At 59.7% G+C, this 23,308-nt stretch carries 21 protein-coding genes and 1 riboswitch; of the genes, 13 read left to right on the top strand and 8 right to left on the bottom strand.

Going from position 1 to position 23,308, the window contains the following annotated elements; all coding sequences use genetic code 11:
* Window positions 1-63: 63 nt before the first annotated feature.
* The 7 genes from KJA79_RS06985 (at window position 64) to KJA79_RS07015 (ending at window position 7,933) form a co-directional block, all read left to right on the top strand.
* Window positions 64-1,122, top strand: coding sequence for a PhoH family protein (locus tag KJA79_RS06985; RefSeq protein WP_246507466.1), 1,059 nt, complete (start codon window positions 64-66; stop codon window positions 1,120-1,122).
* Entirely contained in the window at window positions 1,122-1,580 is a 459-nt protein-coding gene (ybeY, locus tag KJA79_RS06990) for an rRNA maturation RNase YbeY (RefSeq protein ID WP_213041257.1), read from the top strand. The genes KJA79_RS06985 and ybeY overlap by 1 nt, the downstream gene beginning before the upstream one ends.
* 70 nt (window positions 1,581-1,650) lie before the next feature.
* Window positions 1,651-2,565, top strand: coding sequence for a signal recognition particle-docking protein FtsY (ftsY, locus tag KJA79_RS06995; RefSeq protein ID WP_213041258.1), 915 nt, complete (start codon window positions 1,651-1,653; stop codon window positions 2,563-2,565).
* A 154-nt stretch (window positions 2,566-2,719) separates the two neighbouring features.
* On the top strand, window positions 2,720-3,505 hold the full coding sequence (locus KJA79_RS07000) for a response regulator (RefSeq protein WP_213041259.1): 786 nt from the start codon (window positions 2,720-2,722) through the stop codon (window positions 3,503-3,505).
* Window positions 3,506-3,538: 33 nt separating this feature from the next.
* The gene (locus KJA79_RS07005; RefSeq protein WP_213041260.1) at window positions 3,539-5,731 is read left to right on the top strand and encodes a M1 family metallopeptidase; all 2,193 of its coding nucleotides are present in this window, start codon (window positions 3,539-3,541) and stop codon (window positions 5,729-5,731) included.
* A 7-nt stretch (window positions 5,732-5,738) separates the two neighbouring features.
* Entirely contained in the window at window positions 5,739-6,851 is a 1,113-nt protein-coding gene (locus tag KJA79_RS07010) for a TolB family protein (RefSeq protein ID WP_213041261.1), read from the top strand.
* Window positions 6,848-7,933, top strand: a complete 1,086-nt coding sequence (locus KJA79_RS07015; protein ID WP_213041262.1) for a phosphatase PAP2 family protein — start codon at window positions 6,848-6,850, stop codon at window positions 7,931-7,933. The genes KJA79_RS07010 and KJA79_RS07015 overlap by 4 nt, the downstream gene beginning before the upstream one ends.
* A gap of 4 nt (window positions 7,934-7,937) precedes the next feature.
* Here KJA79_RS07015 and KJA79_RS07020 read toward each other — a convergent pair whose 3' ends face one another.
* The 6 genes from KJA79_RS07020 to KJA79_RS07045 all read right to left on the bottom strand — a co-directional run bounded on the left by KJA79_RS07020 (window position 7,938) and on the right by KJA79_RS07045 (window position 14,255).
* The gene (locus KJA79_RS07020) at window positions 7,938-9,725 is read right to left on the bottom strand and encodes an ArnT family glycosyltransferase (protein WP_213041263.1); all 1,788 of its coding nucleotides are present in this window, start codon (window positions 9,723-9,725) and stop codon (window positions 7,938-7,940) included.
* Between the two features lie 11 nt (window positions 9,726-9,736).
* Window positions 9,737-10,036 (bottom strand): lipid-A-disaccharide synthase N-terminal domain-containing protein, encoded by a 300-nt coding sequence (locus KJA79_RS07025; protein ID WP_213041264.1) that lies wholly within the window; start codon window positions 10,034-10,036, stop codon window positions 9,737-9,739.
* On the bottom strand, window positions 10,033-10,794 hold the full coding sequence (locus KJA79_RS07030) for a glycosyltransferase family 2 protein (RefSeq protein ID WP_213041265.1): 762 nt from the start codon (window positions 10,792-10,794) through the stop codon (window positions 10,033-10,035). Before KJA79_RS07030 ends, KJA79_RS07025 begins: the two co-directional genes overlap by 4 nt.
* 113 nt (window positions 10,795-10,907) lie before the next feature.
* Window positions 10,908-12,599 carry an ATP-binding cassette domain-containing protein gene (locus tag KJA79_RS07035; RefSeq protein WP_213041266.1) on the bottom strand — a complete coding sequence of 564 codons (1,692 nt, stop codon included), beginning with the start codon at window positions 12,597-12,599 and terminating at the stop codon, window positions 10,908-10,910.
* Window positions 12,600-12,619: 20 nt separating this feature from the next.
* Window positions 12,620-12,694, bottom strand: a riboswitch (Fluoride riboswitch).
* Window positions 12,695-12,792: 98 nt separating this feature from the next.
* On the bottom strand, window positions 12,793-13,524 hold the full coding sequence (locus KJA79_RS07040; RefSeq protein WP_213041267.1) for a sulfite exporter TauE/SafE family protein: 732 nt from the start codon (window positions 13,522-13,524) through the stop codon (window positions 12,793-12,795).
* 155 nt (window positions 13,525-13,679) lie between these two features.
* The gene (locus tag KJA79_RS07045) at window positions 13,680-14,255 is read right to left on the bottom strand and encodes a hypothetical protein (protein WP_213041268.1); all 576 of its coding nucleotides are present in this window, start codon (window positions 14,253-14,255) and stop codon (window positions 13,680-13,682) included.
* Window positions 14,256-14,441: 186 nt separating this feature from the next.
* On the opposite strand from KJA79_RS07045, the gene KJA79_RS07050 reads away from it, so the two are divergent.
* The 6 genes from KJA79_RS07050 to KJA79_RS07075 all read left to right on the top strand — a co-directional run bounded on the left by KJA79_RS07050 (window position 14,442) and on the right by KJA79_RS07075 (window position 21,468).
* Window positions 14,442-15,923, top strand: coding sequence for an SAM-dependent methyltransferase (locus KJA79_RS07050; protein WP_213041269.1), 1,482 nt, complete (start codon window positions 14,442-14,444; stop codon window positions 15,921-15,923).
* Between the two features lie 271 nt (window positions 15,924-16,194).
* On the top strand, window positions 16,195-16,479 hold the full coding sequence (tatA, locus tag KJA79_RS07055; protein WP_213041270.1) for a twin-arginine translocase TatA/TatE family subunit: 285 nt from the start codon (window positions 16,195-16,197) through the stop codon (window positions 16,477-16,479).
* A 93-nt stretch (window positions 16,480-16,572) separates the two neighbouring features.
* Window positions 16,573-16,872, top strand: a complete 300-nt coding sequence (locus KJA79_RS07060) for a Sec-independent protein translocase subunit TatA/TatB (RefSeq protein WP_013250563.1) — start codon at window positions 16,573-16,575, stop codon at window positions 16,870-16,872.
* Window positions 16,873-17,125: 253 nt separating this feature from the next.
* A complete protein-coding gene (locus KJA79_RS07065) occupies window positions 17,126-18,790 on the top strand; it encodes an alginate export family protein (RefSeq protein WP_213041271.1) in 1,665 nt (554 codons plus the stop codon).
* A gap of 110 nt (window positions 18,791-18,900) precedes the next feature.
* Window positions 18,901-19,329, top strand: coding sequence for a hypothetical protein (locus KJA79_RS07070; protein ID WP_013250561.1), 429 nt, complete (start codon window positions 18,901-18,903; stop codon window positions 19,327-19,329).
* Between the two features lie 285 nt (window positions 19,330-19,614).
* Entirely contained in the window at window positions 19,615-21,468 is a 1,854-nt protein-coding gene (locus KJA79_RS07075) for a RecQ family ATP-dependent DNA helicase (RefSeq protein WP_213041272.1), read from the top strand.
* Between the two features lie 331 nt (window positions 21,469-21,799).
* Here the strand turns inward: KJA79_RS07075 and thrH are convergent, their stop codons facing one another.
* A complete protein-coding gene (gene thrH / locus KJA79_RS07080; protein WP_213041273.1) occupies window positions 21,800-22,420 on the bottom strand; it encodes a bifunctional phosphoserine phosphatase/homoserine phosphotransferase ThrH in 621 nt (206 codons plus the stop codon).
* Between the two features lie 107 nt (window positions 22,421-22,527).
* Window positions 22,528-23,205 (bottom strand): YkgJ family cysteine cluster protein, encoded by a 678-nt coding sequence (locus tag KJA79_RS07085; RefSeq protein ID WP_246507468.1) that lies wholly within the window; start codon window positions 23,203-23,205, stop codon window positions 22,528-22,530.
* Window positions 23,206-23,308: the final 103 nt, after the last annotated feature.

Genomic DNA, 23,308 nt, shown 5'->3' on the forward strand with positions numbered 1-23,308 from the left:
CGGACTTTCGCTGTTTGTTAGAATCTCTCTATCGCCTCGGCGAAAGGAGTTCTCGACACCGGCGTGCGCAAGATCAAACTACGGGAAGGCACGAACACCGCGGTCCTCTTTGGACATCACGATCGCCACCTCAAGTTGATTGAGGAGGAATACGGCGTGCGATGTTCGGCGCGGGGGGAAGAAGTCACGGTCGAAGGAATGCCTGAGACTGTGAAGCAGGCCGAACGAGTCCTGAACGAACTTGCCGCGCTCACCAATGAGGGCTATGAACTCAGGTCCGATGATATTAGTCATGCCCTAACCGCACTCCGCCACAACCAGGACGCCTCGCTCAAAGAGCTGCTCTTCAGCGCCTCTCCTATCGTCACCAGAAAGCGCTTCATTGTTCCGAAGACTCCAACGCAGAAGCACTACCTCGAGGCCATCGAAAAGCACGACATCGTGATCGGCATCGGTCCGGCCGGAACCGGCAAGACGTATTTGGCGATGGCGATGGCAGTGAGCGCACTGATGAAAAAGGACGTCAGTCGCATCATTCTCGCCAGGCCGGCCGTGGAGGCAGGGGAGAAGCTGGGGTATTTGCCGGGTGATATGTATGCCAAGGTCAACCCATACCTTCGTCCTCTTTATGATGCGCTATTCGATATGATGGATATGGAGCGGGCCAACCGGTTGATCGATCGGGGAGATATCGAAATCGCTCCGCTTGCGTTCATGCGCGGACGTACGCTCAACGACTCGTTTGTGATTTTGGATGAGGCGCAGAACGCCACCGCCGAACAAATGAAGATGTTCCTTACGCGTTTGGGTTTTCACTCGAAAGCCGTCGTCACGGGTGATATCACGCAGATTGATTTGCCCTCGGACCGGGTCTCCGGGTTGATCGAAGTACGGGGAATTCTCCAGGGCATTGCGGGGATTGAATTTGTCCACTTCGATGAGCGAGATGTCGTTCGACATCGTCTCGTGCAAGAAATCATCAAGGCGTACGATCGTCATTCCGCCACGCCGCCACACTTTTCTCCCTCGCGAAAGAGTGAGCCACCCAAAAGGCAGCAACAGGACTCCAAGGCTTCTCGGTCCACTCCCTCCCAGTCAGGCTCCTGGGGCCAATCGCATTAATGCCGGTCGTCGTCGGCATGCGGCTTCGGCGGCGGCGTCTCCGCCTCGAACAGCTCACGAAACTCGCCGGTCATATCCTTCAGTCCATCGGTGAATCTGACGCGTTGCTGAGCCTGGAAATAGTGGGAGACGTGCGGATGCGTCGCCTGAATCGACTGTTTCGCCAGCGCGACAAAACAACCGACGTCCTTGCGTTCGCGACCAGGGAAGGTCCAGGGCCGCCTTCTGCGCTGCTCGGAGACGTGGTCATTTCATTGCCCCAGGCTATTCGGCAGTCCCGTCGACATCAACGAGGGGTCGACTATGAACTGGTGGTGCTGTTGATTCACGGCATTCTGCATCTGTGCGGCTACGACCATGAGCGGAGTGAGCGGGAAGCGAGAAGAATGACTCGGCGTGAACGGGCTGTGCTCCGTGCCGTCGGCCGAATCCCCAGACTATTGGTGTCCGGCGATTGAGATCGGGTATGATGACCCCCCTGACGGCTAGTGCGTGTAGCTCCTGGGCAGACAGACGTACGAGGTGAGCGTGGGTTGGTTTCAGAAACTGAGCGAGGGGCTGGCCAAAACGCGTGATGCGGTCACGGGGCACCTCGACCGACTGCTCGGACGCGCAGCGGATCCGGCGCTCCTGGACGAGCTGGAGGTGGCCCTAATCAGCGCGGATCTGGGCATGCCGGTTGTGGATCGCGTGATGGAACAGCTGCGCGCGCAGATGCGCGGGGGGAATTTTTCCGACTCCGAGAAGGTTCGCGAGCTGCTGCGCAAGTCCGTGCTGGATATCTTGCTTCCGACGCAATCCGCTTCGATGGAACAACTTGTGAGTCAGGGGCCGCGCCCATTTGTGATCCTTGCCGTGGGGGTCAACGGTGTCGGGAAGACGACCACCGTGGCCAAGCTGACCCAGCGATTTTGTCAACAGGGCAAGACCCCGCTTCTTGTTGCCGGGGACACGTTTCGTGCGGCGGCGATCGATCAGCTCCAGGTGTGGGCGGACCGCATCAACGTGGAGGTCATTCGCCATCGACCCGGTGCCGATCCGGCGGCGGTTGCCTACGACGGAATCACGGCCGCCAAGGCGCGTGGGGTCGACGTGGTACTCATCGATACCGCCGGCCGGCTGCACACCAAGACCAATCTGATGGACGAGCTGCGAAAGATCAAACGTGTGGTCGCGCAAGAGTGTCCCGGCGCTCCCCATGAAGTCCTGCTTGTCCTCGATGCCACGGTCGGTCAGAATGCCATCGCCCAAGCACGGCAATTTCACGACGCGGTCGGCGTGACAGGTATCGCTCTGACCAAACTAGACGGAACGGCGCGGGGCGGGATCGTGGTGGCCATCGCCGATACGTTCAAGATTCCGGTTCGCCTGATCGGAGTCGGAGAATCAGTCGAAGATTTACAGGACTTTGACGCCAAGGCGTTTGTCGACGCATTATTCTAACCGTCCATCCCTGGCCGACGGCGGTCCCGTCTGCTCAAACGCTTTCGTGCAATTTCTTCTCATCCGGTGTGGCCCATGCTAGGCTATTTCTGCCGGGCTCCCGCGAGGAGGAGCTTCGGCAGTGCCGGGCATTGCACCGCATCGGGAGCAGCTTATGAGTACGCTGTTGGTGATTGATGATGATCGGTTGCACTGCGACCTGTTGCAGGTGGCATTGGCGCGTCATGGGTATCAGGTCAGCACGGCCACAGGCGGTCGGGAAGGCGTGGTATTGTTTCGGCAGCTCCGACCCGTCGTGACACTGCTGGATCTCCGTATGCCGGAGATGGACGGGCTGGCTGTGCTCAAGGAGATTCGAACGCTCGATCCCCGGGCGGGGGTGATTATGTTGGGAGGCGGCGCAACCGAGGAGTTAGAAAATCATGCTCGGAAATTGCGCGTCACAGATTTTTTTCGGAAGGGGTTGTCGCTGGACGTGCTCATCGGGGCCGTGCACCGTGCGGCACAGCAGGCTAAGCGAGACGCATCCGCGTCCGAGTCGCGAGCGGGAGAGGACAGGGAGCACACTCCGGAAGAACAGATCCTCGTGGTTGATGACGATGTGATGGCGCGTGAGCTGCTCGTCCGTTTCCTCAGTCTGCGTGGCTATCGTGTGCGTGCGGCCAAAGACGGCCGTGAAGCCTTACGCCTGGTCGAGGAATCGGCCCCTGACTTGCTGATACTCGACCTGGCCATGCCGGAGATGAACGGTGTGGAACTTCTGCGGGCGCTGGCCGCGAGGGACTATGCCGGAAGAACGATTATTTTGAGCGGGCATCAAAACGATCCGTTGCTGGCCGACGCCTGGGCGTTGGGGCCGCAGGAGGTGCTGGATAAGCCCCTGGATTTGGAACGGACCTTGATGGCCGTTCAGCTTGTGATGGTCTGCCGGGAGTGTTAATCTTCACCCTCCACCTTGTGGTGTCGGTGAAGGGTGAATTGGTTGTATCGCCTCTTCCGCTTCAGTCTACTTGTCTGCTTGCTCGTTCCTGCGCTTGCAGCGGCCCATCCTCTTTCCCAGACCCCGTCGATTGAACACCATCAACTCATCCTCGAACTGCGGCCGGACTCCCATCAACTGATCGCGACGGATCGTCTGACCGTGCGCGGAGGGCTCTCTGGGCAGGAGTTGGTGTTTTCCCTTGCGCCGGCTCTTGTGCTGGAACGGATAGAGGATGTCACTCGTTGTCAGGATCCCTGCGAGTCTGCTCCAGAGGTTGTGTTCAGAAGAGAGAATGTGGCCGGTGGGACAGTCCTGCCTCGCGTCATCCTGTCGCAGCCGGCTAACAGTGAAAATGACAACCGGGTACAGTTGAAATTTTCCTACCGTGGTGTCATCGACGATCCTCCGCGTGATCCACGTCACCTGCGTTTTGTCACCCCGAGTGAGACGTCCGGCCACATTGGCCCGGAGGGGGTGTACTTGAGTAGCGAAAGTCAGTGGTACCCCGATCTGGACGATTCGTTGGCTACCTATGACGTGAGGATTACGGTACCGGAAGGATGGTCTGCCGTCACGCAAGGAACGGCTCAATCCGATCCCGCGCGCTGGATTGTCTCCACGAAAAGTGAAGCGTTGACGGTGGTCGCCAACCGATTCGTGGTGAAGACCCGTCCATGGAAGGCGCAATCAGGGCAGGCAATCCTTCTGGCCACCTATCTGTTTCCGGACGAAGCGGCGTTGGCAGATGAGTATCTCGATGCGTCGGCCCGCTATCTCGATGCCTATATTCCATTGCTCGGCCCCTATCCGTTTACGCAATTCGCAGTCGTCGAGAACTTTTTTTCAAGCGGCCTGGGCATGCCGTCGTTTACGCTGCTAGGAAGTGGAGTGATCAAGCGGCACTATACTCAGCCCTATGCGCTGGGGCATGAAATCGTACATTCCTGGATCGGCAATGGGGTGTTCAATCGGGTGAGTCGTGGCAATTGGGTGGAGGGGCTCACGACCTATTTGTCCAACTACTATTATCATGAACTGACGGGCGACGCGGTTCAGGCGCGCGAGCAGCGGCGGTTAATGCTGCTGGGATATGCCGTCTACGTTCGTCCAGGCGAGGGATATCCCGTCAAGGAGTTTGCACAGAAGCAGGATGAAAAGGACAATGCCATCGGCTATCAGCAATGCGCCATGGTGTTTCACGCCCTTCGACAGGAAGTGGGCGAAGAGGCGTTCTGGCGGGCTGTGAGGCAGATCCCGGAGCGATACCTCGGTGCCGTGGCAGACTGGGACGATCTCGAGCGGATTTTCCAGGAGGTGGCCGGCCGAAATCTTCGCTGGTTTTTTGCCCAGTGGGTTGAACGGGCCGGTGTGCCGGACATCGAGCTGTCGGGTTTGCGTGTGCAGCCGTCCCGCAGCGTGGCCGAGGCACAGGGCGGAACTGAGGTGGTGGTGCATCTCGCTCAACGGGGGGTGCCCTACCGTGTCTCGATCGAACTGGAGTTTGTGCTGAGCGAAGGGCGTACCCACCGGACGCGGGTGCAACTCACCGACTCACAGCAAGACGTCATCGTCCTGGTACCGGAACGGCCGCGGGCGGTACGGCTGGATCCCGGCGTCCACCTGTTTCGGCGCATCGCTCGAGCCGACATGGCACCGATGCTGAATCTGTATGTGACAGACGCTCAGCGGACCATGGTCGTTTCGCGGGAGGGCTCCGGAACCCCCGGCCCGTTTCCCGACATCGTGCAACGTATCGTTGCCCAGGAAGCGGCAAAACCAGCCCTGTCACGCACGACAGTGGTGACTGCGGGCTCGGAGGAGTGGAGTGCTGCGCGGGCTGGATCCTGGTTGGTGCTGGGCGGCCCCCGAGACAATCCGGCAGCGTCCGCAGTGGTGCAGCAGTGCCGGGATCATCTTCGACTGACCGACAACGGCTTTTTCGTTGACGGCAAGACCTACGAAGGGGCAGGCATGGCGCTGTTGGTTTCTTGTCGGCGGGAGGACCATCCGGGCAGCGTGGTGACTCTGCTGTACGGGGTGACCCCACAGGCATTGGGTCGTGTCGCCCGGCTCTTGTTTTTTTACGGGTGGCAGAGTTATGTGGTGTTTCAGGACGGAGCCGTGGTAGCACGCGGAGATTGGGAGGATATGATGAGTGCAGAGGTGCCCAGTGAAACACGGTAACAGATTCATGGCAGGGGTGTTGGGACTGCTGCTGTCCACCGCCGCGACGGGTTCGGCATGGGCAGAGACTTCAAAGCAAGCCACGCCCGCGTCGCCGGCCGCCGTGTCGGGTGAGCGACATCTGACGAATGTCCGACAACTGACGTTTGGTCGGCAGAATGCCGAGGCGTATTTTTCGTTCAGCGGCGACAAACTGATTTTCCAGTCGACGAACAATTGGATGAAGGATACGTTTGCCGCGGCGATGCATCCGGCCGACATCCCGCTCGGCTGTTATCAAATGTACGTGATGGACCTCGGAAGCGAAAAGATTCGGATGGTCAGCACCGGTTCCGGCACCACGACCTGCGGGTATTTCTTCCCCGGCGACCGGCGGGTGCTGTATTCGTCCACACACCTGCGTGGACCGAACTGTCCGCCGAAGCCGAAGCGTGACGGTGGGGCATACCGGTGGGCCTTGGACGACTACGATCTGTTTTCCGTTCGGATCGATGGGCAAGACCCCCAACGGTTGACCAACACGCCGGGGTATGACGCGGAGGCCACGGTGTCTCCCAACGGGAAGACCATTGTCTGGACCTCCATGCGAGATGGGGATTTGGATATCTATGCCATGGATCTCGACGGGACCCATCCACGGCGGCTGACCCACGAGGTGGGCTACGACGGTGGAGCGTTCTTTTCTCCCGACAGTAAGCGGATCGTCTATCGTGCCCAGCACCCGAGCAATCAGGAAGAGCTGGATCAGTATAAGGCGCTGCTCGCGCAACACCTCGTGGAACCGGGTCGGCTCGAAATTTTCATTATGAATGCCGATGGGGCCAACAAACAGCAGGTGACGAACAATGGCGCGTCCAACTTCTCTCCCTATTTCCATCCCGATGGCCATCGCGTCATCTTTTCTTCGAATGTGGAAACCCGCAACGAGGGAGGGCGACCCGAGTTTCACCTCTATCTCATCAATGAGGACGGGACGGGGCTGGAACGAGTGACCTTTGGCGGGAAGTTCAACAGTTTCCCGATGTTCTCGCCGGACGGCAAGCATTTCGTCTGGGTATCCGACCGAAACGCGAAAGAGCCGGGAGAGTTCAACGTGTTTCTTGCCGACTGGGTTCCATGATCGGATCGGGTGACGGGCAGGTTGCGTCGGCTCCGGCGCAGCCTGAACCAGCGCCGGATTGCCCGTCGGTTCCGGCGGTGATCTTCTCGGTGCTCGTGCTGCTTGGGTCGTTCGCCGCGTTGTTCCAAATCGACATTCCCATCCTCAGGTTTCTCCGATCCCACAATTTGTCGGCGCTCCAGTCGTTCGGTGATCTCGGCGAAAAGCTCGGCAATGGCGGGACCCTCATCACCATCAGTCTGCTCCTGTTGGGAGCCGGGTTCTGGCTGAAGCGTCAAGCATGGATGCAGATTGCGCTGGATAGCTTGCTGGCGCACGGCATGGTGGCGATTGTGGTGAACAGTCTCAAACATATCATCGGTCGTCCCAGGCCGCGTCTGACGCACTCGGGCGGGTGGCACTGGTGGCCCTCGCTGGAGTCGGGTCTGGATTCATTTCCCTCCGGCCATACGTCGGCGACGGTCGCCGTGGTGACTGTTCTGGCGCGGGCACTGCCTCGCCTGCGTTGGGTGCCGTTCGCACTGGCCACATGGGTCGGGGCCAGTCGGATCTGGCGAGGATCTCATTTCCCGGGCGATGTGGTGGGCGGGGTAGCGTTGGGGTTTGTGGTAGGTTCGGTCTGTAACGAACCATTGCGCGAGTGGAGGCAGTCAGGCTCACGGGCACTGGTTCGTATCGCGCCGATCGTTCTGTTGCTGACGGGACTCTTCTGGGTGCTCACGCACCGTGTTGTCGATCCCGTGATGGACACTGTGTTCCTCGTGGTGGGACTGGTGCTGTTAGGGAGCGGCTGGTTGGTGCGGACGGGATGGGGCCTACTCGCAAGACGTGCCGCAGCAGGCGACAGAGGAACAGGTTCGAATGCCCTCATATTGTTTGGGCTGGGAGTGGCCACTGGTGCACCCGTCGTGATCGGATTGACGGCGCTGCTTTGCGTGGCGCAATGGATTGCCGCCACCGGTGTGCCGGCCTGCGAGTCGGCGGCAGGACGATCCTGGCGCGCGGACGGCGTGTATGCGCTGGGCCTGCTCGCGGCTGTGGTTGCGGTTCAGCTGCTTAAAGGGCTTGTGCCCTTGCACTAACCGGTCAATGGCCGGGGATGCGCATCGCTGGCTTCTCGGCCTCTTCCGGCACGTGGATCAGCGATTGACTAGCCAGTAGGATGTAGCCGTAACGCTCGAGCATGACCGGGTAGTCCATCGTCTCAAACGGCAATCGATTGCGCAGGGCTGCCGGCAAGAGGATCATGGTGCGTCCCGGTTGAGTCAGGTAGGGCTTGATGTTGGCCTCTTCTCCCTTCGGGACGACGATGGCTTTGCGTTTGGCGTAAAACACGAGTGACGGGCGTGGTTGCCCGTAGAGAATCAGCCGGTCTTGAGGCCCAAGGTTGAGCCCTGCGACTTCGGCCAGTTGTTGGGGCGGCTCGATGACAAAATGGTTGATGAGTGGAAACGTCAGTTGCGTGACGGCCAACACCACGAGGGCGAGCGATCCGCCGGCGGCCCAGAAGGCGGCCGGTTTTCGCGTCTCGCTCAACCCGAAATAGGCGACGAGTCCCATGCCCAGGAGGAAAATGGAGGCGACGGTGTAGGGGCCGGGCCCGAGCGTCACTTGTCCAGCCAGAGGAAACTCATCCACCAATTTCCCGGCGAATTTGGCGTAGAGCGGGGGAAGCACGGCAAAGGCCAGTGCCAGAATGGAGCCCACGGCGGTCATGGTATGGATCGCGGCCCGCAGGCCCGGCGCAGCCTGATCCGTGACGCAGCGATTCCAATAGCAGGCCGCCAGAATTGCCGCAGCAGGAAACAAGGGACCGATATAGTGCGGCAAGCGGGTCGAGGAGAGGCTGAAGAAGACGAAGCCTCCCAGGACCCAGGCGGCGGCGAACCATTCGAGCGCATCGGGCGACGCCTGGGCCTCGACAGGAGAGGGCTGGCGGGGGGGGAGGGTTCCGGCCCGTCTCGCCTCACGCCAACTCCGATAGCTGTGGTACCAGGCAAAGGGGAGTAGGCCGCTCCAGGGAAAAAATCCGAGCAGGAAAACGGGAATGTAGAACAGCAGCGTGCCGCCATGCCCTTCCATGGCCCCGAAAAAACGACCGATCGTATCGCCCTGTGCAGACCTCGTATAACGCTCCCCGTGAATGTTCAGCATCGTGAGATACCAGGGGAGCGCCAGGGCAACGAAGAGGATGAGGCCGGGAATGAGATACCCGCGACGACGGAACAGCGGCCAGGAGCGGGTGAGCCACAGGTATAAGCCTACCGCCAGCATGGGAATGAGGAAACCAATCGGGCCCTTGGTCAGCGTTGCCAGCGCCATGCCGACATAGAAGAGCCACATGTAGTGACGCTCACGTTCCTCTCCGGATACGCCCAGCCAGAAGCCATACAGCGACAGGGTGGTAAAGAAGATCAACACGCTGTCGGTCAGGGCCATGCGACTGAGACCGATGATCTCAAGGTTCAGTAATAGCATTGCCGCGCCGAAGAGGCCCACGACCCGCCCCCGGCACCGTGTCAGGAAGAGATATTGGAGCAGAATCAGCCCAAGCCCGAAGAGAGCCGAGGGGAATCGCGCCGCGAATTCGTTGACGCCGAACAGGTGGTACGAACCGGTCATCAGCCAATAGACAAAGACCGGCTTGGCGAAGCGCGGTTCATAATTGAAGGTTGGACTGATGTAGTTGCCCGTTTCATACATCTCCCGGCCGGCTTCGGCGTTGCGTCCTTCGTCCCGGTCGGTGAGACCGAGGGAGCCGAGTCCGACGAAAAACAACACCGTGGCCATCGCCAGCAACAGCACGAGTGCGAGCGGCTGGATGGAGCGGTCAATCGGCGCAGACGCCGACAATGGAGTGAGCTCTCCGTTCATCTGTGGTTCCATTACGATTTGGTCGCCGGAGAGGCCGTACCGGAGGCGCCCTGGTTAGGGCGGTGGATGAGCATGAGGTTACGTAGGTACACAATACTGCCGATGCTCTGTCCGGCAATGAAGACCGGGTCCTGCCGATAGATCGCATAGGCTAGCGTGATCAGTCCGCCGATCATGCTCATGTACCAGAATGCTGTCGGGACACGGCTCTCTGCATGGCGTTCGGAGGCGATCCATTGGACAACCCAGCGCATGAAGAAGATCCCCTGCCCGAGGAATCCAATGATGATCCAGATGGTATCGAGTGTCATAGGCGCACGGGGGCTGGTGGCGTCCCGGTCGCGCGGTAACGGTAACGCAGGCAACGGTGCTGCATCCACCGCACGGCTACCAGATCGTAGAGGCCCTTGAAGAGCCGGTTGCCCACACCATATTTCGATGTGCCATGCGCGCGTGGGTAATGGCGTACCGGCACTTCGGTGACGGTAAATCCGTGCATCAAGGCCAGGGCGGGAAAGAATCGGTGCATGCCCTCGAACAGTTGCAACTTGTCGACCACCGCCCGTCGAAACAGTTTCAGCGAGCAGCCGGTATCGTGTACCCGGTCGCCGGTGACGGCGCTACGGACGCTGTTCGCGATCCGGGAGGAGATCTTCCGCGTCAAGTTGTCGTGCCGGTCTTTCCTCCAGCCGCAGACCAGGTCGAACCGGTGGATCAGCGGGAGCAGGGTGGCGATGTCCGCCGGGTCGTTTTGCAGATCGCCGTCGATCGTCATGACTAGGTCTCCGGTCGATTGTTTGAACCCTGCATCGAAGGCCGCCGACTGGCCGTAGTTGCGGTCGAAGTGAAACACCTTGACCCAGCGATACTGCGCGGCCAGGCCATCAAGGATCTCGGAACTCCCGTCCGTGCTGCCGTCGTCGATAAACAGCAGTTCGAACGGGGCCGATCGGGATTCCTCCCGGCTCTCCAGTGCTTTCACGAGTTGCTCTGTCAGGGGAACCAGATTCTCGCGCTCATCCTTGATGGGGATGACAACGGAGGCCCATGGGCGGGTCGCTACAGTCATGGAGAGGGAACAGGTCCTTCAAGCCGCAGGTTATCGGTCAACATCGGAGCCATTTTACAGAAGGGGCGGAGGAGTGGTCAAACAGTTCCCGCACCGAGAGACGGGCCAGACGGCTATTCGATGATAATCCGTCGCTCCACGTCGGCCGAGAAGGTCGGATCGTTTGACAGGAACACGACCGACCATGGCTGGTCCTTGGCGCACAGCCGACGCAGGAGCAGGGTGCGTGTCGCGGGCAGCATGTTGTGTAGGGTCCCGTCGAAAATCAGCACCTGCGGCCGTGTCACGATCGCGCGGGCCACGAGAATACGGAGAATCTGGCTGATGGACAGGGTAACCTCCAGGCCGGAGACCGGCGTGTGCAACCCCTGCGGCATCGCGTCGATGTCGGTATCCAACTCCACGAAGCGCAGGGCCCATTGGAGGTCGTCATATTCGATGCTCGGTCGCCCGAGGGTGAGGTTGTCCTCCAGCGTGCCGTCCAGCAACGTCGGATGAGAGTCCAGGATGAGGCCGCGTACCCGGCTGATGGCATCCCGCTTCACTTCGACCAGATTCATTTCGTTGTACCGGACGAAGCCTGTGGTCGGGGGATGAAGCCCGGCCAGCACTTTGGCGAGAGCGGTCTTGGCGGGATTGCTGCTGCAGAGGATGGCGACCTTTTCTCCTGGTGACACCTCCAGCGAGACGTTCTGAAACATCGTGCTTCCATCCGGACTGGTATAGGACAGGTTCCGGCAGGTCAGCCGAATACCTGATACCCCGAATTGCATCGCCGGTACATCCTCCTTGGCCTGCTCTTCTTCTGTCGGTAGTGAAAACACGGCGGCGATTTCCCGGCAGGAGACGAAGGCGAAAAACATGGCCACCATGCGTCGTGCCAACGTGTCCATGTTCACCAGCAGATTCCCCACCAGCACCTCGGCGGCGGCGAATTGGCCCACGGTCAATTGGCCGTCGACGACGAGAAGTCCGGCGGTAATGATGAGTCCGCTGTGGCCGACCACCTGCCAGAGAGCGGCGGCCTTGTACTGCCTTCCGGTCAAGGTATCCGAGCGGCGTTGTCGAATACGGGCATAGAGGCGGGTGAGGCCATCGGTGCGTTCCAGCAGATAGGGGCTGTCGCCTGCCGCGCGAAGGTGCGGGAGGTTGTGTGCGATGTTCTGAATCCAGCCGAAAATCTGGTAGTGCAGTCGGGACATCTCCAGGGTGATGAAGAAGCCGCCGCGGCCGAAGAGTGTCAGCAGTCCGACAAAGCCCAGAATCAGGACCAGAATGTAGAGGGTGAAGTAGGGGTGAAACAGGATCAGCATGGTCACCCCGATGGTGCCGACCACCGCGACGTTGAACAGATCCGCCACCATGGCAACCAGCGCCCGGGTGAGTAAGTCAGCCTCCATGAATCGATGGGCCTGTTGCGGCGCGAACGTGTCGTCACGCAAGCGAGGAAGCAGCCGCGTGAAGGCGATGGCGATGCGTGTATAGATCCGCTGCTGGAGCGTTTCGACCGCGCGCGCCTGGAGCACGCGGAAGGCGGCGACCCCGGTCAGCGAGCTGGCGACGAAGATCGTCAGCGTAAAGATCATCCGCGGCTCCATGGCAAAGGAGAAGGTGCTGACCAATTCCTGGACGGCGATGGGGACGCAGAGAAGGAAGAATCCGATCGCGACGGCGTATGAGGCGATGATACCGAGCATCGACCGTTCGAGCGTCAGGAGGAGGCTCAAGTGCGTGAAGATGTCGCGGAGGACCCGGGTCAGTTGATATTGCGGATAGGCCGGGCTGGTCGTGGGCTGTTCGCTCAAAGAGGCTCCTACCGCGTGGGGCGCTGGTAGGAGTTATCAGCCGGGCGCGGAAGGGCGGTCGGCGGTTCTCGGTGAACTCCATCACCTTGGGACTCGTCAGGAACAGTGCGAAGTCTAGACCGGCATCCCTGCCGCCGTCAAGACAATCGACGGTTCTCGGTTCGCTGAGCCTGTCGCTGAGGCCGTGGAGGGGCTAACGCAGGAAGAGCGATTTGAAAATCAGCGCGGTGCCCGACAGAAACAGAAATACCGCGAACGTGGTCCGGTATCGATCCGTGCTCATCTTGCTGTAGAGCAGCAGGTCGGTGCCCAGGAACATGCTGATGCCCGCGGCCAGGTATAAGACAGTCGTGGGGGTGGCGATGGTCGAAGGACCAAGGGAGAGCCCGAGCGTCAGGAGTTGAAAGAGCGCAAAGGTCCCGTAGGACACCGCGGTGGTGGCGCGGGTCTGGTCTTTGTCGTATGGCTTGCTGTGAATGATGGCCGTCAGCAGTGAGCCGCCCAGATTGGTCAAGCCATGCACCATGCCCATCACCACGAAGTACGTACGCTCATACCGTACGAGTGATTCGATGACTCGTTGAAACGGCGGATATACGCTTTTCAGGGCGGCCACGATCAGAAAAACCCCGACGATGCCGCCGATGTTCAGTTTGCGTGTCGTCACCAGCAGAAGCCAGAGGATGACGCAGGGAATCGAGAGGGTGAGGATCTGCCGGTAGAACGGAAGATGAATCTGCCGATAGTCCTTACTGACTTGGAGCAGGTTGATGGCCAGCGAGATCGGCAGGAGTGTGGTCAGGGTGGTGATGAAGTCGTAGCCCAAGACCAGCAGAATCGGGGTGCCGAACAGGAGGACGCCGACGCCGAAGAGGGATTGAATGGTGGCCGTCAGGAGAATCGTTGCGAGAATGTCCCAGTGCATGGTGACGCTGTCCCATCCGGCGCGGGCTTTTCTCGGCCCGGCTTGTGCCTCTTACGGTTGCTGTCGGATATAGCGCAGGGTCGTAGCGCCGGTCAAACAGTGTAAATGGCGTCGAGGAGGTGATCGGCGGTTGATGGAACGGCATGCCTGCGGGGTTATTGTGGCTTGGAGGGAACCGGGCGATCGGGCGGAGCGGAGACGGTGAAGCGCATGGTGCCCATCAAGCTCATGTCGTTGATCTGTTCGCCAGCGTGGATTTCCACTTTATAGCGACCGGGTTTCCAACTGCCTTCCGCGGGGAGCAATGTGAGGTAGCCGGTTTGGTCTTCCAGGGCGATGTACATGGCGTCTTCGGCCACGACCGGTTGCCCCGCGGCTCCTGCTTCCGGCTCGGGATAGCAGCGCCCGAATACTTGAAACGATTGATAGTGCTGGTGCAGTTCGAACACGATGAAAATCGGCTTCGATCCGGCGGTGAACTGCTCTGTGGGGGCGACGGGAACGATTTCATGGGTCCGTTGAAACCCCAGTTCTTCATCGAATCCCTCGGCGAGCACGATGCGGCGAAACATGCCTTCGGGCGGGGCGTCGAAATTGTAAGGTTTGGCGTTCTCAGTGCGGTTCTGAAAGTCCGGGATCGGCACATTGCGCGTGAGAGGGAGATCCTCAGCTCCAAGGGGGGAGCCTGAGAGGAGGACGATGAGGCAGACAAGCGCGCCGAGCTCCCGCATGCTGTCTTGGTACACCTGCCCTAGCAGGCCTGTCAAGGAAGTGCGTGGGCGTGCGGATGTTGGGGTGTGAGGGCGGCGCATCAGGGGGGCCATGTCGAGGCGCGATGGGTTCCGGAGTCATCGGAGACTGGTTGCGGGTGAAATTTGCTTCCTGTTAGACTTTCCCCCTTTCCACAGGGGGACAGCATGGAACAGCACCTGATGACGCAGGTAGAGGATCCCGACGCATTGCCTCAACCGCTCGGGGAGTACAAGCCGGTCGATTACTGGCAGGCGCATATCAATACTCTGTTCTATCAACTACGGGGCGACCAGCAACGGAGTTTCTATCAGACATTCACATCGGCCGACTATCGATTGGCCCACGCGCTGGCCGCCGACTATTTTGAGCAGGTGACGAAGCGAGACCGCGCCGCGAGTAAGCAAGGTTCGTCCGTCACTCGGAGCGCCGGTGATACGGCACCCGCTGTGTCTGCGGCGTCGCTGACGGTCATGGAGTGGGGCCCCGGAAACGGCAATCTGGCAGCCTGCTTCCTTGGCCATTTACAGAGGCTCGACAAGGCCGGGCAGGTCTACCCCCGCGTGCGGTATGTCCTGGTTGATTCTCAGGCCTCTGCCTTGGAACAGGCGCGCTCCCATCCCGATTTGGTTCCTCATCTGTCCAAGGTGGAGTCGCTCTGCGCTGATGTCGAGAATCTGGCTACCGTTGCGGACGGAACCGTCGATCGCATCGTCTGCAATGAACTTTGGAATGAGTTGGCGACCAAGCTCATTGTGAAGAAGGGCGGGGAGTATGAGGAAGAACATCTCCGGCCGAACCTCAATGAGCGCAAGGCAGCCGCGATTGCCGATTGGTCCGGCTTTGTCCGGGCCTTTGAAGCGAAAGATATCGAGAAGTTGAAGCAGTGTCCGCCGTTCCTGGACGACCTGATCTGGGAGCGCGAGTACCACAAGGTGGAGTGGAAAGATGTTCCATATCGCAAGACGATCACCGAATTTATGAAGGCCATCGACGACGAGGTGCTGGTGCCGGTGAATCTTGGCGCCTGCGCGTCAATCAAGGAAGCCAAGCGGGTGTTGGCGTCGAATGCCGTAGGGTTCAGCAGTTTCGATGCCGGGACGGCGGATCTGCGGGTGCTCAACGATCCCGACAAGCCCTGTTATGGTCAGTTCGGAGGACAACACAGTTTCATGGTGAACCTGGCATTGATTCAGGCGGTGGCCAAGCACCTGGGCATTGCGACCACCACCGTGGAAACGCAACGGGAGTTCGTTGGAAGCCGGCTCGGGACTAACGTGATGACGCTGATGGATGTACTGGCCTGCCATCCGATGGTCGGTTCAAAAGTGCCGGCCTGGGAGTTGGATCGCTTGACCTTGCAGACCATTCGCGCGCTGAACGAGATCTATGAAAGCCCCTATCAGCGCACGATCGATTTCCCGCTCCGCCACGAGATGCCCGCGCAGGAGCGTGAATCGGCGCAGGGGATCCTGCGTTCGCTGAAGCCGAACGGGATTCCCGATACGATCGCCTATGTCACAGAAGAGGAATTGAGTCAGGCGCAGGCCGAGTTGGAGACCCTCGGCTATGAGCGTGAGGCGGTGATGATGGCCCTCGGGGCGCCGCCGAGTCCTGTCGAGTACTATCACTTCGCGTTTCGACCGTAACGAGCGTGGAACGGTCTTCGCCGCAGGCTGCGCGCGTGGCGTTCGTAGGAGAAAGAGCTTGACTAATTAAATTCGTTTCTATAGCCTTTCCCGCGATTTCCGAGAGAAGACCTGTCTCTGCTTGAGGTATCGCGAGCATGCAGACGAGGGTAGGATTCGCAGACACGATCATCTCAGACGACTTCCTTCACGAGACGGCAGTGTCGTCGCCGGGGCGTGGATATACGTCGTGCGAATAATCGCACAGCTGTAACAAGGAGCATACAGTACCATGTTTGGTTCGTTCGGCTGGATGGAGTTGCTGCTGATTCTTATCATTGTCCTGATCATCTTCGGGGCGGGGAAAATCCCCCAGCTCGGTGAGGGATTAGGTAAGGCCATCAAAGGGTTCAAGAAATCGGTTCACGAAGCGGATGCCATCGATGTGACGGCGACCGAGGCGGAACCAACCGCGGCTCAACCCACGGCACAAATCCAGCACCCCGGACAGCCATCCACGCCGCCGCCTGCGCAGCAGGCCGCCGCGGCTCCACCGCCACGGACGACGCAGGGATAACCTGCGGGACTGAGGATGCAGACCGAATGACGGCATTGGTATGTCGTAGATACGCCGCCCGGTCTTTACCACAACCTCCTCAGTAGGAACACCATGTTCGGTCTTGGCGCTGGAGAAATTCTCATCATCCTGGTCATTGCGTTCTTGTTGTTCGGACCTAAGCAATTGCCCGAAATCGGACGTCAAGTGGGCAAGGCCGTCAAAGGGTTCAAGGAAACAGCGGATGACTTGAAAAAGACGGTTGAGCCCGAGCTCAACATGATTCAACAGGAAATGAAGATGGTGGAACAGGATTTCGAGTCGTCGATGAAGGAAGCAGAAGAACAGATCAACCATGCAACATCGGGCGTAGAGCACGGGGCAGAGGAATCGGGTTTGCCCAAGCAGGCCTAATACCAATTCATACTCGCTCTACGGCTGTGAAGGGAGGTGACCACAGCGACAATACAAGACCGGACGGTGTGTGGGGTCCGCTTCTGGACTGAAGCGGAGTCGTAGCCGGATGGTGGGCACCATTCAGGTTCGGCAGACCAACCCCCGCATGCGCGAGTTGGCTTTGTAGTGCAATAGCGGTTGGATGTAGAGGCGGCACCCGGAGTGAAATGGGTACACGAAGGGATGCCATCCAATTCACAGGAGGAACGCTATGAACAGCATCCATGGACGGACCAGATGGGGCCGGTTGGCCGCCATCTTTGGCGCTGCGGCAGTTACGGCTCTGCAGTGTCTGTCACTCCCGGCCTTCGCCGGATTCGAACTTCCCCCGGGCGAACGTATCACCAATCTCCCTGCCATTCCCCGCAACATGCCGCAAAAAGAAGCGTACGAACTGTACGATCCGGTCATCGGCCGGAACTTCGACATCAAGAATCTCTGGATGCGCGCCGACCTGCGTGTGCGTCCGGAAATGCGCAACAATGCCTGTTTCGGAGGTGCTCAGCTTGGCGGCGGAGCCTGTAACTCCTTCGGCGGCGCCAACGCCAGAGGCGCGGCTCCCGGCGGCGGGAACAAAGGAAACGACTTCTTCGTGCAACAGTGGATGCGTTTGGGCATCGGGTACGATCTCTCGCCGGACGTCAATTTCTATGTGGAAATCATTGATAGCGCGGTGTGGGGCGGCAACGGGAGCGCCGTGAATGCGGGCAACGGCGGCGATCCCTTGAACCATAACGGCGCCAGCGCCGGCGGGGCCGGAAACGGCGGCCGATTGGGCGTCAGGGCGGCCTACATGTTGGTCCGCAATCTGGCCGACATTCAAGGCTTGAGCGTGAAGGTCGGGCGTCAATATGTCGTCTTTGGTAACCACTCCCTGTTCGGTCACTTTGACTGGGCGAACACTGGCTATTCACATGACGGTGTGATGTTCGCGTATCAGACCAAGAACTGGGACAGCTACTTTGGTTGGTTCCGCAACTCAGAGAGTGATTTGGGTCAGGCCTCTCCCGTCGGGAGCGGGGCACCCAATATCGCAGGCAGCGGCGCACAGGATGCGCAGCGCGATGCCGACATGTTCATTTTCTACAACCAGATTAAAATGGTGCCCGGCATGGTCATCGAGCCCTTCTATGTGTTGTATCAGAACCGTTATGGTTCTGCCGACAACGCGGCGCAGGGACTGGGAACCGCGAAACACTCCAACCAGACCCGGCATATGATCGGAAACCGGATCGAAGTGCGCAAAGGCGGGTTCGATTTCAGCAACGAAATCGCCTATCAATTTGGTCAGATGGGACAGGCCGGGGCCTGCGTGGGCGAACAGAAGTGTTTGCACATCAATGCCTGGGCGACCAGAAACTGGATCGGCTATACGTTCTACGATACGGCGTGGAAGACGCGCATCGCCTTCAACCTCGATTACGCGTCCGGCGACAGCCGGAACAATACCTGTACCAACGCCGCGACATGTAAATCGGCCAACACGTTTGAAAACTTCTTCCCGACGAACCACATCCACATGGGTTATATGGACGTGCAAGCGTGGAAGAACATGCTGTCGCCGTCAGTCAACTTGCAGGCCCGTCCTTCGGCGCGTGACCATATCGAAATTTGGTACACGAATCTGAACCTGGCCAATTCCAAAGACTGTTGGTATCGTGGGGCTCAAGGCTGTTACGTGTTCTCGAACGCCAACAACACGAAGACCCACATCGGCGACGAAATCGATGTGGCCTATACCAGAATGTTCGCTGACGGCAAGGTGGCCCTTCAGGCTGCGTATGGCACCATTTTCGCTGGTGGCTATTTGACCAGCACCTTGAACCAGACGCAGAATCAGCATTGGGCCAATCTGTCGCTATGGATGAACTTCTAAGTATGCGTGAGGTGTAAACGTGACGCGTCGGGACGGGCCGTTGTTCCTGCTGATCGGTGTCAATTTGGCGGGGCGTCCTTCCCGATGATGAAAAGAAAAGGAGACACGCAATGAAGAAACTCATGTTCGTAACGCTGGGCGTCGCAGCGTTGGCGATCGGCAGCCAGCCGGTCACTGCGCAGGCCCAGGTCGCGGATGCGATTCAAGCAGTCAACGATGCCATCGTCGAGTTGACCGATGCGCCGGGTCTTGGCAAGCGGACGACCGTCGATCTGGCAAAGCGGTGGGGGGCCGACCGGTCCGTCATCGATAGCGCCACGGCGAAATTGCAGGACGGGCTCAGCAAGGCTCAGTCCGGTGGAGCCGGAGCCGATGCCATGCGCCAATTGAAGCTGGCGGTGGATTACGGCAAGGCGCGTCTGCACAAGGAAGCCCGTTTGTCCGCGCAGGGCGCGCTGCGTCATCTGTGCGTCGCGAATCAGGATCAGGGTCCTGGCTGTGACACGGTACCGAAGTTCGGGAGCTACACCGCACCATAACCGGAACCGTGACTTTCACGACGAGGCGGCCGGGAGATCCCCTGTCTGTCTCTACTTCTGAAACCCCGCCGGGTGACCCCCGGCGGGGTTTCTGTTTTAGACCCGGTTCGTCAAGGTTCCCGATGCTGATGGTCCGACGGGAGCCTGGTTGGGAGTAGACCGACTGTCCGCTCGCTTCACGCATATCGCGGAATGAGTCTGCCAAGCGGCTTGCCCACGGTTCATCGAGCGTCTTATACTCCGCTCATCTGCCATGTCTTGTACCGCGTGTTCTGAGTTCTCACCGTGGATGATCTGACCAAGCAACTGGCCCAACACTTCGGGTTTTCTGCATTCCGCCCTGGCCAGCGCGAGGTGATCGATGCCGTGTTGTCTCGTCGTGATGCCATGGCGGTGATGCCGACAGGCCAGGGAAAGTCGTTGTGTTATCAACTACCGGCGACGATTCTGCCCGGGCTCACTCTCGTCATCTCTCCATTGATCGCGCTGATGCAGGATCAGGTGAATGCCTTGAAGGCTCGCAATATTGCCGCGGCGGCATTCCATTCCGGGCTCACCGAGCAGGAACGGGATCGTGTGGTGCTCCATCTCAAGCTGCGGCGGCTGCAGTTGCTTTATCTGGCCCCTGAGCGGATGCAACATGAGCGCTTCCTTCGCCTCTTGCGATCCTTGTGGGTGTCCCTGCTGGTCGTGGACGAGGCCCATTGTATTTCCCAGTGGGGACATGATTTTCGACCGGACTATCTGAACATCGGCCGGCTGCGCCGCGAGCTTGAAAATCCGCCTTGTCTGGCCTTAACGGCCACAGCCACAGCGCGTGTGCAGGCGGATCTTTGTGAGCGACTCTCACTCCACGACCCGCTTCGACTGGTCACGGGGTTTCGTCGGCCCAATCTCGCCCTCTCTGTGCGACTTTGCCGGTCGCGACAGGAGAAGTTGGCGGTGCTGGAGCGCATGGTGCGTGAGTACGAGACGGGGACGATTCTAGTCTACTGCGCCACCCGCCGCGCAGTCGAAGAGGTGGCCACCTGTCTCGGGCGGTCTGACCCGTCTGTCGGGTACTATCATGCCGGATTGTCGGATGAGGAACGGCGAGCGGTCCATGACCGGTTTTGCGCCGGGGCACTGCGTGTGTTGGCAGCGACCAACGCGTTCGGGATGGGGATCGATAAGTCGGATGTCCGGCTGGTCGTCCATTTCGACATTCCCGGAAGCCTGGAGGCCTACTACCAAGAAGTTGGGCGGGCCGGCCGTGACGGACAGCCTGCCTCCTGCCTGTTGCTGTTTCATAAACGGGATGTGGCCACGCAGGAATATTTCATTCAGCAGGCAGCGAAGGAGTCAAGTAGTGCGGCGCGCGTCGAGCGCATGAAGACATTGCTACAGGACATGTTGGACTATGTCTCGGTGCAGACCTGCCGCCAGCTGGCCATCCTTGAGTATTTCAGTGATGAGGCCGAACGAGCCTTCGGGCCCTGCAGGCTGTGCGATCGTTGTGTCGTAACCAGGCCGGTTCGGGAGGCTGTTGCCGACGATGAGGTTGCCTGCGCCCGTGCGTTTGTGGCGGCAGTCTCCTGGTGCCGGGGACGATTCGGGGTAACTCGCATCGTCGAGTTGTTGCGCGGGAGCCGGTCCAAAGTCCTGCTGGCGTGCGGCGCCGAGGCTTGCCCCGAATATGGGCTGTATCATGCCTGGTCGAAGCCGGCCCTGACCCGTCTGGGCACAACATTAATCGACCGGGGCTATCTGCGTGTTGAGGGAGAGGAGTATCCCACACTCGATGTGACGAAACGTGGCCGGGAAGTGTTGGAAGGGATGGGTCCCGTGGAATTGGGTCGGGCTGAATCCTCGACGCCGGCTCCGACAAATCAGGCCTGGGGCACGGGTGGGAATTCGGCGGCGCTGACCTCATCCGTCGATCCGCAACTCTTTGAACGTCTGCGCCAGCTGCGGAAGGAATTGGCTGAGGAAGAAGGCGTTGCCCCCTTTGTGATCTTCCACGACAAGACCCTTCGCACGATCGCCGGACATAGGCCCATGACGCTCAGCGCCTTGCGGGAGATATCCGGCATCGGCGAGGTCAAGGTGGAGCGATATGGTCGCCGAGTGCTGAACGTGGTGAATCCTGAGCCGCAGTAGGGTGTCCTCCTTCCCGGTTGCATCTTTCCGGCCTGGCAGGATGCGGAAAAGTCCACCAGCGGCGTTCACAAGCGTGCCGCGCGTTATTCCGCGCGTCGTGAACCTCAGCGGCTCACCGTACCGCAAGAGTACGATTCCGCCCCTGGGACATTGGGCGCTCACCGACTCTCGCCCGTCCGCAGACGTGACGCTCCTTCTTCGCTCGCGTCGCGGACCTCGCTGCGGCCTTGCTGGACGGCCTGTTTGCGCATCCTGCAAGGCTGTTCAACGTCGTCCCACACCGCGGATCTGTAGTGGCTATGGGACTCACCATGAGTTTTCCCGCAACCTGCTAGGACTTCAGCCCACCCGCTTTGCGAAACTGTTCCTGCAACTCGGCATAGGTCCTCGTCACGGGAAATTGCGGGAATTCCTTAGGAAGATGGTCCGGAGGACGGAAGAAGAATCCGGCATGGGCTTCGCCCAACATCGCTGTGTCGTTGTAGGCGTCTCCTGCCGCCATCACGTGGAAATTCAGGTTCTTCAGCGCGGCGACCGCATGTTTTTTCTGGTTGGGCTGGCGGAGTTTGTAATTGACGATGCGGCCGTTGGCTCCGATCTCCAATTGGTTACAGAAAATCGTGGGATAGCCTAGTTGTCGCATCAACGGGAGGGCGAACTCGTAAAACGTATCGGACAAAATGATGACCTGGGCACGTTCACGCAGCCAGGCGATGAAGTCGGCGGCTCCTTCCATCGGGCCCATGGCGTCGATGACGGATTGAATATCGGCGAGCGTGAATCCGTGTTGCGCCAGAATGTTCAAGCGGCGAGTCATGAGCGCATCATAGTCGGGCATTTCGCGCGTCGTAATCTTGAGTTCCTCGATGCCGGTCTTGATGGCAAAGTTGACCCAAATTTCCGGAACCAGCACGCCTTCAAGGTCCAGACAGACAATCACGGGGTTCTGCATCGATCCTCCTTCAGAAAGTTCTGCGTTTTGAATTCTGGGTGTTGAGTGGAATAAAGAACTGCTCACACAACATTCAGCACTCGCGGTTCGGCACTCAACACTATTCTCTATCCGCCGCTCTCGCGGCGGGCCTTTTCCTGGCTGAGATAGCGCCAGACTTTGTCCAGTGCCTTCTCGAAAATCTCCGTTCCCGTCCATCGGCGAGTGTGCTCGGCGTGGTGCTGTTTCGCCCACGTGACGGCGAGGGGGAGCGGAATCAGTCGCGGTGCCGTTCCCGTCAGGTCCGCCCAGAGCAGGCTCAAGGCCGTACTGATCCGAAGGGCGACGGGAACCGGTCGGATGCGTTGGCTCGCCATGTTCTGGCAGTCCGTGGCCGGCGAGGTGACCGCGAGTTCCCGGCAGGCCGCGGGGCGGTCCTCGTAAATGCTGCAGGCTTCATTCTCCAGAAACGGGCAGGGCATGCGGAGGGCATAGTAGGCCCTATTCAGGGGCTCAATCGCTTCGTCGCTCGGAGGGTCAGAAGACTCGGCCAAGGCAGAGAGCTGTGTCAATACCCCGGCTCGTGCGAGCTGTTGTTGCGCCAGCCCGAGTTTGGTGAGCAGACGGTCGCGTTCCGGCTGGTCCAGGCGATCGATCCTATTTGCGAGGGCAAAGGCTTCAGGCGCCGACATCGGGACCAGCATGCGGCAACAGGCCGCGCATCCTTTGTGGCAGGACACGGTGTGGCCGGTCTGTCGCACACGAGTCAGTTCCAGCGCCTGGACCTCCTCGCCGAGACCCCGCATCAGGGGGAGGATTGCGGTCACCGGCACGAAACTCGTGGGGACTCCCACGGACGTGGACACCTCTCCACACGGGGCATGCAGGGAAATCTCAAAATGTTCAACT

Source organism: Nitrospira defluvii (assembly GCF_905220995.1).
Classification (GTDB): Bacteria; Nitrospirota; Nitrospiria; order Nitrospirales; family Nitrospiraceae; genus Nitrospira_A; species Nitrospira_A defluvii_C.

Coding starts and splice junctions, on each gene's coding strand:
- ybeY (WP_213041257.1), top strand. CDS start 1,122: ATGCCGGTCGTCGTCGGCATGCGGCTTCGGCGGCGGCGTCTCCGCCTC.
- KJA79_RS07000 (WP_213041259.1), top strand. CDS start 2,720: ATGAGTACGCTGTTGGTGATTGATGATGATCGGTTGCACTGCGACCTG.
- KJA79_RS07010 (WP_213041261.1), top strand. CDS start 5,739: ATGGCAGGGGTGTTGGGACTGCTGCTGTCCACCGCCGCGACGGGTTCG.
- KJA79_RS07015 (WP_213041262.1), top strand. CDS start 6,848: ATGATCGGATCGGGTGACGGGCAGGTTGCGTCGGCTCCGGCGCAGCCT.
- KJA79_RS07020 (WP_213041263.1), bottom strand. CDS start 9,725: ATGAACGGAGAGCTCACTCCATTGTCGGCGTCTGCGCCGATTGACCGC.
- KJA79_RS07025 (WP_213041264.1), bottom strand. CDS start 10,036: ATGACACTCGATACCATCTGGATCATCATTGGATTCCTCGGGCAGGGG.
- KJA79_RS07030 (WP_213041265.1), bottom strand. CDS start 10,794: ATGACTGTAGCGACCCGCCCATGGGCCTCCGTTGTCATCCCCATCAAG.
- KJA79_RS07040 (WP_213041267.1), bottom strand. CDS start 13,524: ATGCACTGGGACATTCTCGCAACGATTCTCCTGACGGCCACCATTCAA.
- KJA79_RS07045 (WP_213041268.1), bottom strand. CDS start 14,255: ATGCGGGAGCTCGGCGCGCTTGTCTGCCTCATCGTCCTCCTCTCAGGC.
- KJA79_RS07050 (WP_213041269.1), top strand. CDS start 14,442: ATGGAACAGCACCTGATGACGCAGGTAGAGGATCCCGACGCATTGCCT.
- tatA (WP_213041270.1), top strand. CDS start 16,195: ATGTTTGGTTCGTTCGGCTGGATGGAGTTGCTGCTGATTCTTATCATT.
- KJA79_RS07060 (WP_013250563.1), top strand. CDS start 16,573: ATGTTCGGTCTTGGCGCTGGAGAAATTCTCATCATCCTGGTCATTGCG.
- KJA79_RS07065 (WP_213041271.1), top strand. CDS start 17,126: ATGAACAGCATCCATGGACGGACCAGATGGGGCCGGTTGGCCGCCATC.
- KJA79_RS07070 (WP_013250561.1), top strand. CDS start 18,901: ATGAAGAAACTCATGTTCGTAACGCTGGGCGTCGCAGCGTTGGCGATC.
- thrH (WP_213041273.1), bottom strand. CDS start 22,420: ATGCAGAACCCCGTGATTGTCTGTCTGGACCTTGAAGGCGTGCTGGTT.
- KJA79_RS07085 (WP_246507468.1), bottom strand. CDS start 23,205: ATGCGGGGTCTCGGCGAGGAGGTCCAGGCGCTGGAACTGACTCGTGTG.